Below are 13,040 nucleotides of genomic sequence, written 5' to 3'. Positions count from 1 at the left end.
TTCATCTCTCTAGATTAAGTTACTAATCATACATAAACGTCACACCAATCACGGACTGCACTTTCCCTGCGGTGACCTGACCTTGAGTTCTAGAATATCGCGCGCTTAGCCCTAAGTTCACCGCTGAACTTCCTACTCGACCTAACTGCACGTTTTGGTTTGCAGGGATAGCATTACCATTGCGAACCATTTGAATTCCTACCCCTTTTGCAGCATTAGCGCCAGACAGTGTATTAGCAAAAATATTGCTGCTCGTATCCGTTGTACCAGTTAAATAATAGGAAATATTTTGGCTCGAAGCGCAATAGATAGATAACGGTACTGGCTGAGCACTTCCCGGATATTCCGGTAAATTGACGACCACATTACGCGAAGAAACATCACAACCACCAATTGGTACGACAACATCATTGTTAGCATACAAATTCCATGTAAAGGTTGATGTATTGACGTTCCCTCCCCCCACTATGTTGGAGCCAACTTGATACATCACCAATGTCGCAAAGTGGGTTCCTCGGTTAACCACGACACCACCCGCCGCAGAAATGGGGGTTAAATATAATTGGGTATTCCATGCAGTGTAATTGCCTGATTGAAAATCCTGCTGGTGAGTTGGGCTAGTCAAAGGGAACGTATAGCTTGAGCCATAATATCGTAATGAGCCTCGAAAGTTATTTAATACCCCACCATAAGCGGAACCACGGATCATATTCACTTGGTCACGTCGCGCTGATGGGTCATCGTTCTTACAAAATATTGAATTCGACAAATCGACCACTAAGTTTTGACCAGCTTGAACACTTGGCTGCAAGTTAACATACGCATTGGCGGTCACTGGGCTTTGTGTGTAGCTTAAAACGTTTCCTGTTGAGTCATAACAGGTAAACGCATATGCCGATGAAGCCCCGACAAAATAGATAAATAAGTTAAGAAAAATTAATCTAATCATATATTTTATATTCATAAAATGACTCACAGATAAGTGTAAGTGACATCAATCGCCGCTTGGATAGTGCCTTGTGTCGCACCACCTTTCACCGATATCGCCCTCACCTGTAAAGGAAAGCTAGTTGAAAGCGTTGCATCGCTCACCGATACGCGCTTTTGCGCACCGTTATTTAAATTATTGCCCGATGTATCTTGAAGTTGCAGCTGAATATTTCCTGCCGTGCCCTGATTTTTGTAGTATCCCACCGTGTCGGCAACACCTTTGAATGTCGCCATTACCACCGATGTTCCTACCGGACAATTGACCAAATCTAATGACACCGAATGCCATTCAGATGCAGAACCTGGGGAAACCAAATTGAATGTGTACAGATCGCCCAGTTCCACATTGGCAGTCGATGTTGAGACCGTGCAAGGTTTTGCCACGACACTGCCATTAACAGTTACAGTCACATCAGCCGCTTGCGTGGAAGTGATTGAAGCAGACAGCAACCCCAATAGTAGTGCCGTCGTCACCGTTGATTTATACGTCATCATCGCATCCTTTATTTACTGGAATTCGAGCGTAAACGTTGCCGTTGCTCGAATATGTCCTGCAGTGACTGGTAATTTTGACGCCATTAAACGTGCATTAAAATTGAGTGTATTGGCTTTTCCTGCGACTAATGGCGTCCATACAATGTTATTGGAGTCCGCATTGAGGACTAATGGGTTCTTGGCACTGTCCAAAATTTGAATCCCAGCTCCTGTTGCATTCGAGCTACCCGGTTCTATAGCAAGTAAGCTTTTATTATTTAAATCAGCGATACCAACAAACCCAACTTTTACCGCAGTCACCGCCGAACCACATGGCGTCAGTTCAATACGAAAAGGCACAGTAGGCGTCACTTCCCCTACGGAGTGCAGCTGTTTCACCGCATTGAGCAGTAAATCCACCACTTGATTTTGCGATCCAGGTGCTACCGCACAGGTATTATCCTTCACATTACCTTTAATAATAATGGTGCTATCCGCCGCAAAGGCACTGGTGCACAGGAGCAAAGAGGTCAGTATTGAGCTAAAAAATACTTTCGATTTATCAAACACAATTGGCTCCTTATTGGCACTCGGCACGATACTTACTGAGGATTTCATATTGGCTTTCTTCTGGCAGTGTGTAATTAACCGTACACTGAGCATCAGCCCCTTCCCCCCAACGTGCGATTAATCGACCCGTTAGCGGTAACCCCGTTAAATAAACTTGCCCATCTTCCGCCACAATACTGCCACCACCACTTTCATCAGAAGAGACGACGGAACCAAACGGCACTGGTTTTCCATGTCTCATCAACGTCATAAGAACTTTTATCCCAACTTTAGGTTGGAAATCAGCGCGAACCACAGCACCACGGGTTGGCACCACATTCATGACCGGATCATCAAGATCCACGTTATTCGCCAGTGTATTCGTATTCAGTGCAATACGGTTTTCACGGTACTCGGTGGCATAAGGCAATACAGCATAACCACGCCAGTCTGTCTCAACGCCCGTCTGGTTTTCAACTTTGACATGTCCCGCGCCCGGCGCTTTAACTAGCACGACGGTATCGTTCATCGGTTGACTCAATGTCAGCCCGTTTTCATGCGCTAAAATCCCGCCACTTACGCCGTAATAAACTTGGCGGATATTATCGGCATAGCTATAACCGACGTTGGCATTTCCATAAGCTCCACGATAGTTCAAAGAGGTATACCCTGTTCCCGAAGACTTACCATCGCCGCCCCCTGCATATCCTGCTTGAACGCTATAACTTAAGTTATTATCTTCCAGCAATGTGCCGTAAATACCTGCCGTATTGTTCACTCGTCCTTTTAGATCGTGTGAGACGTTATAACTTGCGCTCGCATTACGCCAAATTGATTGGCTATCTGAACGTAACCAATGGCTAAACGGAATATTCACGTTCAATGCCAACATTTGGTCGTTACCTTCCTGCCATGAGCTTTTAGATAAGCTATAACTTAGGCCCCAACTAATACCTTGAATTAGGGTGTTGATACCAACCTGTAACTGTTTATCTGCCTTGTTCGTATTCCAATACGTCTCATGGCTTCCCGTCACATACATGGTGGATTGCTCACCCAATTGTTGCGTTAAGGTCAGCTGAATTTTTTCACGCTTGTTATACGCCAAGTTGTAATAGTCACTGAACTTAGGTGTAACGTAGATAACCCCATCTTGAGTCGCAAGATTGTACCCTGACATGCGCTTATACGTGGTATCAGCAAATGAGTAATACCCTTTCGTTGAATACCGATAACCTGCTAACTGGATAATCGTTCCGGTTTCACTCATTGACTTGTTATACAAGAAACGGATTGACTGACCTTGATGGTTACTGTCATCCGGTAACTTGGCATTCGCATGAGTAATATCGATAGACAATGCCCCAAAAACACCAATATTTTTCCCGATACCTGCGTTAAATGACTGGTAACGATTGGCTAACTGAGTTCCACCATACAGCGTCCAGCCATAGGACAAACCATGCAACAGTGTGGTTTGTAAAAAGGTTGGTTTCTCCTGATTACCACTCCCTGAACGGTAATCACCCACGGTCACGGCATATTGGGTATGCCCTTCACGTTGTAATAACGGCACCGAAGCGTAAGGTACGGTATAGCTTTGTACCGAGCCATCAGCCTCAGTGATCGTCACGTGTAAGTCGCCGCTATTCCCTGCGGCATAGAGATCATTAATCACAAACGGTCCAGGCGGAAACGTATTGCGATAGATCTCATAACCATTTTGCTTAATGGAGACATCCGCTGTACCACGGGCGATCCCACGGATCACTGGCGCAAATCCTTTTTGGCTTTCGGGCAACATATTGTCGTCCGAAGCGAGTTGAATACCACGGAAGTTAACGCTATCGAAAATTTCGCCAGGCGTGTAGCTATCACCAATCGTTAGACGGGAACGAATCACATTGATACCACGCTCAAGATAGGTATTGATATGTTCCCAGCGAGTTTCACTATTTGCTGTGCCTGAGCTGTGGCTCCATGTGGAGTTATCCCGTAATCGCCATGCGCCAAAGTTTAAACCACTTTGTAGATTCAAATAGTTATAGCTACTGTTCTTTCCGTCTTGGTTACGAGCACTGCTTCCCGTCAGGCTATAGTTTAAAATTCCTGCCGTGATCCCTGAATCCCAAAGCTCCGGAGGAATAAAACCTCGTGCTTTGTCTTTCATAAACAGTTGTGGAACAGTGATATATAATCGTTGCAAACCGACATCAAATCTCGCCGTTGAATCCTTCACGGTGGGTGATAATGGTTCACAGGTATCTTTCGGTTTTGTTGTTAATTCTGGAATCGATAGCGTATTGATCCCCATTTTTGCCAGCTCATCAGGGGTAAAACAAGGGGATAATTGTTTATCATTTTTATCCAGAACAAAACGCACATCTCGCGTCAGTAAATACCCGTCATTAAGATAGACATCGACACGGTAAGTACCTTCAGGCACTTCTTGCCCTTGTTCAAATGCAGATAAATCTGCGACTGCCGAAGGGTCATCCGCTAAGAAACGAGGGTTAAAATACAACTCTGCCGTCGCCCATGTTGGATAAAGGCATGCGCCTATCAAGAATGCCAGCGGAACCAAAGGAAAACGGCGCTCGAATCTGCATCCCAAAAATGATCCTTTTTTTGAAATTAATTGCCCTTTTACAGATGCCAGATGTGACATGCTCCCTCCGCTCAACAATGTTGCTCAGCAAATTTTCCAATTTGGAATGATGTTTAATTATTTTCGAGAAATAAAAACGTACGTTTTTACTGCATTTTTCCTGTCATTTTCGGCGTTAGTGCGCCGTAATCATTAATGGTTTGGTAGCTAATGGCACCATTTCCATTGGAAGGAACATTTACTGACGCATCACCAAATGGCGGAACAAGTACGTTATCCAATTTCGCTGATCCGATTTTTAAATCGGTGACAGTCGCAAAATAAGGCGTTGGGTTAACCACAACCAATGAGCTACCTTGGCGCTTAAAACGTAATTCTTCAGCCACTTTATCTGGTGCAATAGAGAGACCTGTAGGACGGTAATACAATTTAATGCGGCTAATAATCGCTAACTGTAACGTGTTTTCGCTCATGTTCGCTTTGTCCATTGCTGGAATCGCTTTCACATTCAGCCAAAACAGTGTTTCTCTATCTTTCGGCAGTTGGTTATTGGTCGCATCAATAATGCGCAGTGTATTTTCTTTAACACCTTTCATCGTGAAAAGAGGCGGTGTAATTGCAAATTGGCTATCTTTTTGACCATTGGCATTTTCGACCCATGACTGGATAAGAAAAACGCCTTTTTCATCATTGTTGGTCACGGCAAGTTGAACCTGCTTTTGATCCGCAGGATAAATCACTCGCGTTGCACCTAATGCAACACCCGCATAAACCTGAGTGGACACGGTCGAACAGAGTAAAAGTAATAAGGCGGTAATGAACTTATATGTTTTTCTGGTTTTCATGTTTACATCTGTCCTTTTTTTACTAAAAAATTAAATAAATATGTCACTGTCTTTTTCGATATTTTTATTCATAAGTCAGTGAGAAGAGTGCTTGTGTATTCGCTTTTCCGCCCATGATGTTCTCGCTTGTCGAGCGATACTTCGCAACAAAATGCAATGTCATATCCCCATCACGCAGATTTGCCACTTTACGTGGAGCACTATTCACCGGAATTAAGGTATTTTTTGAATCAAAAATGGCTACTCCCACACCTCTCGCGGTGTTAGGTCCATCACCGATGGAAAAAATATCTGGGTTCCTTTCATTAGCCACACCGTTGAAGGTTATGGATACATACTCGCTAACTGCATTGCTACACTCTCGGAGGTGAAGATCAAACGCAGTCGGTGCTGAATCTTGACCTGGAGCCTTGAATGCATTAGTGCGCACTTGCCCCATATTCACGACTAAATTACGGTCTGAAGTTTCAACAGTGCAGCCTTCCGCAATTAACTCCCCTTGAAAGCGCATCCCGCCACCAGGAAGTTGGACTTTCCATTTATTTCCAGCTTGCAAAAATGGAGAAAACAGAAGGAGTGAAACTGCCAGCAGCTCTCTCATAAACTTCCACCTTTTGGTTCGTAAATAAAAGCCATCCTTGGCTTATCAAATGGGATATCCCTAATCCTTTTTAATGATTACTCGTATTGAACTGCGAAGGTTGCATCTGCGTTAGCAACACCAGCAGTTGTTGCACCCAGTGCAAAGTAACGTGCTTGGAATGGTAGTACGTTTGCACCATCATTCAGCGTGATAGGGCTGCTGAATGTTGCGCCATCCAGACCCAGAGGTGCGCTTTGACCATCTAAAATTTGGATACCAACGTTAGTTGCCGCACCTGAAGCTGAAGAAGCAACAGATAAAACAGTTGGGTTAGCTGCATTTGCTGCAACACCGGTAAATGCTACTTTTGCAGAAGTTGCAACAGTGGTGTCACAGTCGTTTAATTGAATGTTGAAACCTACAGAACCACTGGTATCACCTAATTTAGCTAATTTAGCAGTACGAACTTGGCCCAGACGAACAGTTTGCTCTACAGAACCAGCATCAACAGCACACGCTGCATTCACTAGCTCACCTTTAAAGTGTACCTGACCGCCGTTAACGGTTGTGGTTGCAGCCATTGCAGCAACTGAACCTAAAGATAAAGCTGAAATAACAACAAGTGCTAGTGATTTAACTTTCATAATATTTCCTTATGTTTATTTATTAAGTACATCTTGATAGAAAAAAATACAGACTTCATGACACCATAATTGAAACGATCGAATTTAATTAAATTACAAAGAGTAATTTAATTAAATTTGAATTGTTTTTAAGATTAAGACGCTATCACTCTATTTTCGAGTTTTTATAGACGCTAGAATCAAATAAATACTTCATTTTCTCAAAAAAAACATCGATATCTCGACTACTCATTTCAAGTGCGTTAAATAATATAATAAGCTTATCAAATGATATATTATTCACGCCGTTTTCATAACGAGATATTTGTTGTTGGCTAACATTAATACGTTTCGCCAATTCACTTCCTGTTAATCCTGTACGCCTACGGTAGTCTTTTAACATCCTGCCAATATTATTTGATAGCTGTTCAGATTCTCGCATTTCAAACCTCTTAGATCATATTTCGCTGATTATTTTTATATATTATCGATAAAGGCAAATACTCTTCAGCTGTTATTAAGTTATAGAATTAGATGAGCGGTTAAAAATTGTTTTTTTCGATCGAAAAGGTAGGGTTTGATATACACAGGCTATCAATCAAGATTTTTAATTCATTTAAATCAATAAATAACCAAATATGAGTAAATATTTAACCATTCAAAATCAGATAGTTATAAAAAAACTAAATTATCGAAATAAAATATTAAAGATATTTGTTTAAATAAAATAAGCCCCATATAACACGGGAAACATGTGAAATAGAAACAATAATTTACAATAAGAACCAATATATAAAAACAAGGATACTAACTATTTAAAAATAAGAATCTCTTGTATCACAATTAATTCGCGTAGCTAAAAATAAAAACCAATCAAAAAAAGATAATCGGTATAAGATTACAAAAAAAACATAAAATAAGCACATTAACAGAAACAAATCGGTATATTTCACAAACCCAGGAAGCTAAAGCTAAATAATCTCGAAGAAAAACATAAAACTGAATTCATTATAGCTGAATATAGGAATATTCCTAGCAACAGAAAAATAAATATGTAAATAATTATTACCACGGGCTTCCTACCTTTAATTCGAGTTTTTCATCATAAGATTTAATTAAAATTTAAACATTTTATAACTTAAATAATTAAACTTTCCTAAAAAACATCAGTGAGCGTATTCATGAATTATCATATCTTTATTTAATCGTTTATTTACCTCGAATCGTTAAGCTAATCACTCACGATAAACATTAAAAATAGTTTAGATATCGTAATGTATTTGTTCAGCATAAATACTAAGTAATATTGAATAGATTATTTATAAAGTGCCTAGGAAAGCCGGCTCGTCAATGCCGTATGCATTTAGCCGCTAACATTAGAGGATGACTGGATAAGAAAAGCAGTAAAGATGTTCGGCTTAGCAGAAGGGAAATCGACATCATTTAGACAAAATCGTTGATGTGCCTTTAGAGGGAAAAATAAACCACCCCTATAGGGGTGGTTAAAATGTAAAATCATTAGGATGCAACACTTGCCTTCTCTAAAATGACTGGAATATTTTTATACGCCGGAATACCACATTGAGGATCAAAGTTATCGAGCGCTATCAAGTTATTTGCTTCTGGAAAATAAGTGGCAACACAACGATCAGCCATATCATAGATAACCACTTTTAGATTATCTAAACGACGTTTAGTCCTCTTTTGCTGTTTATCCAAGGCAATAACATTGACCCTATCACCCGCAGATAATTTTTGTTTTTTTGCCTGAGCTTCACTGATAAAGATGACGTCTCTCTGACCAAAAACGCCACGATAGCGGTCATTCATTCCATAAATTGTCGTATTGTACTGGTCATGGCTACGTATAGTTGCCAACACTAATTCGCTATGTGTCGCAGACTCCGGATCCTCAATAACACCTTCTGTTGTTATAAAGTTTGCCTTACCTGATTGCGTTAACCACCTACGTTGAGCCGCTGCATTTGTTAAATGAAAACCGCCAGGAATTCGGATTCTTTTATTGTAATCTTCAAAACCTGGTAACACGGCTTCCATTGCATCACGAATTTTATCGTAATCATCAATGAAATCATCCCACTCGACTTTTGAGTTAGGGATTGTTGCTTTGGCAAGACCAGCAACAATTGCACATTCTGATTTTAAATATGGGCTAGCCGGTTTTAGTTTGCCATGTGAAGCATGTACCATTGACATAGAATCCTCAACTGTAATGCTTTGTGGACCTGACTTTTGAATATCAACTTCTGTACGACCTAATACCGGAAATAAAAATGTATGCTTTGCCGTCAACAAATGTGACCGATTAAGTTTGGTTCCAATATGAACAGCCATATCAAGTTTTTTCATTCCACTGTAGCACGCATCTTTATCCGGCATAGCAACAGCAAGGTTTCCCCCCATACAGATCAATGCATTTACTTTTCCTTCAGAGATTGCTTGCATGCTAGCCACGGCAGCGTGACCAAAAGCGATAGGAGGTTTAAAACCAAAGCGTTGCTCAATTTTATCGATAAAAGATTGGCTTGGTTTTTCGGTTATTCCGACGGTACGGTCGCCTTGCACATTAGAATGCCCCCTTAATGGACAAATTCCCGCACCATCCCGACCAATATTACCTTTCAATAATAAAAGATTGATGAGTTGCTGAATATTTTGAGTGCCATGCTGATGCTGCGTAATTCCCATGCCATAACAAATAATGGTGTTTTTTGCTTCAATATAAAGTTGAGCAATTTGCTCTATTTCATCGCGAGTCATGCCACTCACAGATAAAATATCATCCCAAGAAGTAGACAACACATCTTGCTTAAGTTTATCGAAACCAACGGTATGGGTACTTATAAATTCATTATCTAATATAGGCGATTGACCTTTTGCTACCGCCGCATCGTGATACTCAATAATAGTGCGAATGACACCTTTAATTAATGCAGTATCTCCACCGATCCTAACTTTATAGTAATATCCTGCTAGAGGTGTGGACTCTAGCGTCAACATTTCAATTGGATCTTGCGGATAAGTAAATCGTTCTAATCCTCTTTCTTTCAAAGGATTAATTGCGATAATTTTGGCACCCCGTTTTGATACCTCACGAAGTGAACTGAGCATACGAGGATGATTAGTCCCTGGGTTGTGCCCAATACAAATCACTAAATCAGCCTTGTCAAAATCTTCAAGTAATACCGTCCCTTTACCCACACCTATTGAAGCTGCGAGACCAACACTTGTCGGCTCATGGCACATATTTGAGCAATCCGGAAAATTGTTAGTTCCATATTCTCTGGCAAAAAGCTGATATAAAAACGCCGCTTCATTTGACGTTCGACCTGAAGTATAAAACTCAACAGAATTAGGATCTGAGTAACTTGATAAACGCTGACCTATTTGAGCAAAAGCATCGTTCCATTCAATTTTTTCATAGCAATCTGTTTGCGCATTATATTTCATTGGATGAGTTAGACGACCTTCATTTTCCAAGTCGTAATCATCCCACGTTAACAGTTCACTCACTGTGTGTTTCGCAAAAAACTCAAGTGTCGTTCTCTTTGCTGTGGCTTCCCATGCCATCGCTTTTGCACCATTCTCACAAACATCAAATGATGCACTATGTTTAGGATCTGGCCACGCACAACCAGGACAGTCAAAACCTTGAGGCTTATTCATTTCAAACATAGTAATAATGTCGGGTACAACATCCATCTGCTCGCGTATAGCTTCAGCGACAGCTTTAACTGCCCCCCAACCTGCTGCAGGTCCAGTGTAATCTTCGATTTTTTCTTTCATTTTCATTACTCTTTTAAATTTAAATGTAACAAGAAATAAACTTTATTTTATTGCAGTGTCATTATGATTAATATTGAGCGACTAATTCCGACTTATCTTTTTATGAATATAATTCAAAAATAAAATCTTATTTCATAGATAACATATCAAATAGGATTAGTAATAATAAGGAATTATCATCCATTAATACTTTTTAATTTACTTGCTGCAGATGAAAATTCTAAAAAAATCATTAAAATTATTAAATATCAATTAATTAAAGATAATTATTGCACCCACATTCTTACTTTATTAAAAAAACAGGACACTTTAATAATAAAATATAATCCAATTAATGAAGTGTTAAATAACAAAATGAACAGTTAGAAATTATATGGTTGAGTTTAAGCAGAAACCGCCGTATTCGTCATCGAACAAAGATATCGATAGCCAATTTTAGGTAACACGGGCGAATTACCTTATAGTTGAATAGGTAGACATTAATTGAACGAAGAAGGGTTAAAATCAGTTGATTCACTGAATTTTAGGCATAAAAAAAGACATCTTTTGATGTCTATTGATTGCGCCATCTTGAGAATGGTCCCTACAGGATTCGAACACGAGTAAACTCATATTGTTTTATAATGAAAATATCGTGTTCGATAAATTTTATACCAACAAATATACCAACAATTATTTTTCTATCATAATACCGAAGCTTTTCTACTTCCCTGCAACCGACATCTTTGCTAGCTCTGGATTATTCGCCTGAAAGATCGATAGCGGCAATTCAACCTTACGTCCATTTTGATCTTCTACCGCTTTAACCACTTGAAACTCCGCAATATCCTCGCAAGGGATTTCTAACCCAGTAAATGTGGCTCGAGATGCACTGGTATCACCAAACGGATCAACTACCAACACTGCATCACCTAGTACCTTTCCTTGCCTATCTTTCATTCGTAGCGTTAGCTCAAGGGCACCAAATTCAGCGTGGTCTAACACCATATGGCTACCGCCATTATCAAGGGTAAATGAGTAACCACAATAACCTTGATTAATAAAGTTTGAGCTCGTATGTGTAATACTTGCGTAGCGCTGTTCTTCTGCCATTGCGAACGTACTCAATGTCAACATACTTGCTGTAACCAATAAATTGATTTTATTCATAAATAATTCCTATCAAACGTGATGACATCCTAACTATGAATGGTATTAAAGGGCACATGACGGTGCCCAAGCAAACTTAATATTTTTTATTTTGGATAGCTTCATAGGCTTTCATATCGGTTTGTAACCCGCCTTGCGTTCTATCTTTTTCTTTCCAACGAGGACGATTTTTACCCGAAAACTCTTTCTTCTGGCTCCAATAACCGATAGGGTACTGAGCCACAATCGTTCCTCCAACACCAATATCGACGGTAGAGTATTGACCATTATTAATGGTTCCTTTTTGGATGTAGGCGTTAGGGCTACACGTGCCAGTATCTCGCTGCTGCCAAAAACCGTCAGTTCTTGCCACGATATAAAAATCACCGAACGCGCAACCCGAAGCGGATTTACGGTTCAGCACGGCAACATAATGTTTGGTTGAACCCACTATTTTACAGGTGCTGTTTTGGCTGCCACAAACTTGCCATAAAGTTTTACCGCCGTCACCTTTGTATTCCCAAATTGTATCTTTAGGCGGCTTGCTGGCGGCAAAGGCTTGTGAAGCGATAAGACATAATGATGCAGATGTAATAAGAGCTAAATATTTTTTCATTTAAAATTCCTTTCAATATTATTAGATACGTCAATATTGACGCAAGACAAGCACAGCTTAATGGCTGCTCAGTTTTCTCTGGTGTGGCGTAATAAGTGGCCAGTTCATGAATGATTGAATGTTTCTTTACCGTGAAATTGCAGCCACTCCTTAATCTCACCGGAGATAGGCTTTTGATTTTGAATCGGTGTTACCCATTCAAAATTGCAATCGCGGCACATCCAGCCCGTACCCCATGCAATGATGTCTTGCTCAGAAGAACAGTGAGGGCAATGTGTGGGATACGATGTTAGTGGGGTTAATAACCTCATGCTCGGCTCCTTTCTTTGTGTGATGGAAGAGAGGTAATTACTTGTGATATCAATCTAAAATGCGGTAAGGCCGCGATAAAACTGTTCTGTTGTGACAGTTGCATCACTGCGTGTTTCGGTGTGAAGTGGCTATTAAGTAGTTGAACTTGCTGGATATCATCTAACAACAAGACATGTACTTGCTGGTGGTATTCCGCCAATAAATACCACTGGCCTTCACGGTAAATAAGTTGATAGGGTTGTAGCGGATTAAAACGACGTTCAGGCGTAAGTAGGCTAATAGATTGCTTACTGGTAATGGCATACACCAATTGATAGAAATGTTCAGCATGCAAAGCCGAAATCTTATGGGCATGATGCCAAATCAAACAAGGCGCATGGGGCTGCTGGGTTAACAGTAACCCTAGTAAGCGGCTATCTAGCCCCGGAAACAACCGAGTCATCCCAATCTGTTTCACAAAGGTAAGAACATCTTTGTCTCGATAAGCTTTTAGTGTATTGATGGG

At 40.4% G+C, this 13,040-nt stretch carries 13 protein-coding genes; all 13 read right to left on the bottom strand.

Annotation, left to right across the window (positions count from 1 at the left end; genetic code table 11):
- Positions 1-22: 22 nt before the first annotated feature.
- On the bottom strand, positions 23-949 hold the full coding sequence (locus PR795_RS07720; protein ID WP_392397800.1) for a fimbrial protein: 927 nt from the start codon (positions 947-949) through the stop codon (positions 23-25).
- A 23-nt stretch (positions 950-972) separates the two neighbouring features.
- Positions 973-1,482, bottom strand: a complete 510-nt coding sequence (locus PR795_RS07715) for a fimbrial protein (RefSeq protein WP_006661103.1) — start codon at positions 1,480-1,482, stop codon at positions 973-975.
- Positions 1,483-1,497: 15 nt separating this feature from the next.
- Complete coding sequence (locus tag PR795_RS07710) at positions 1,498-2,082, bottom strand: fimbrial protein (protein WP_226890306.1); 585 nt, start codon at positions 2,080-2,082, stop codon at positions 1,498-1,500.
- Complete coding sequence (locus PR795_RS07705; RefSeq protein ID WP_181480142.1) at positions 2,045-4,681, bottom strand: fimbrial biogenesis usher protein; 2,637 nt, start codon at positions 4,679-4,681, stop codon at positions 2,045-2,047. The genes PR795_RS07710 and PR795_RS07705 overlap by 38 nt, the downstream gene beginning before the upstream one ends.
- An 86-nt stretch (positions 4,682-4,767) precedes the next feature.
- Positions 4,768-5,466: a fimbria/pilus periplasmic chaperone gene (locus PR795_RS07700; RefSeq protein ID WP_006661101.1), complete on the bottom strand. Its 699-nt coding sequence runs from the start codon at positions 5,464-5,466 to the stop codon at positions 4,768-4,770.
- Positions 5,467-5,530: 64 nt separating this feature from the next.
- Positions 5,531-6,067: a fimbrial protein gene (locus PR795_RS07695; RefSeq protein ID WP_006661100.1), complete on the bottom strand. Its 537-nt coding sequence runs from the start codon at positions 6,065-6,067 to the stop codon at positions 5,531-5,533.
- 77 nt (positions 6,068-6,144) lie between these two features.
- Positions 6,145-6,693 carry a type 1 fimbrial major subunit FimA gene (fimA, locus tag PR795_RS07690; protein WP_006660675.1) on the bottom strand — a complete coding sequence of 183 codons (549 nt, stop codon included), beginning with the start codon at positions 6,691-6,693 and terminating at the stop codon, positions 6,145-6,147.
- A gap of 145 nt (positions 6,694-6,838) precedes the next feature.
- Positions 6,839-7,114 carry a helix-turn-helix domain-containing protein gene (locus PR795_RS07685; RefSeq protein WP_006660674.1) on the bottom strand — a complete coding sequence of 92 codons (276 nt, stop codon included), beginning with the start codon at positions 7,112-7,114 and terminating at the stop codon, positions 6,839-6,841.
- A gap of 1,076 nt (positions 7,115-8,190) precedes the next feature.
- Positions 8,191-10,479 carry an FdhF/YdeP family oxidoreductase gene (locus PR795_RS07680; protein ID WP_181480920.1) on the bottom strand — a complete coding sequence of 763 codons (2,289 nt, stop codon included), beginning with the start codon at positions 10,477-10,479 and terminating at the stop codon, positions 8,191-8,193.
- 702 nt (positions 10,480-11,181) lie between these two features.
- Positions 11,182-11,628 carry an IrmA family protein gene (locus PR795_RS07675; protein WP_272516789.1) on the bottom strand — a complete coding sequence of 149 codons (447 nt, stop codon included), beginning with the start codon at positions 11,626-11,628 and terminating at the stop codon, positions 11,182-11,184.
- A gap of 76 nt (positions 11,629-11,704) precedes the next feature.
- Entirely contained in the window at positions 11,705-12,223 is a 519-nt protein-coding gene (locus PR795_RS07670; RefSeq protein WP_154637660.1) for a hypothetical protein, read from the bottom strand.
- A 104-nt stretch (positions 12,224-12,327) separates the two neighbouring features.
- On the bottom strand, positions 12,328-12,534 hold the full coding sequence (locus PR795_RS07665; protein WP_272516788.1) for a hypothetical protein: 207 nt from the start codon (positions 12,532-12,534) through the stop codon (positions 12,328-12,330).
- Positions 12,531-13,040 (bottom strand): WYL domain-containing protein (locus PR795_RS07660; RefSeq protein ID WP_272516787.1); only part of this gene is annotated, 510 nt, incomplete at its 5' end. The genes PR795_RS07665 and PR795_RS07660, both read right to left, overlap by 4 nt.

The organism is Providencia sp. PROV209 (assembly GCF_028479485.1).
GTDB classification, from domain to species: Bacteria; Pseudomonadota; Gammaproteobacteria; order Enterobacterales; family Enterobacteriaceae; genus Providencia; species Providencia alcalifaciens.
This window is presented reverse-complemented; position numbering and strand designations above follow the sequence as displayed.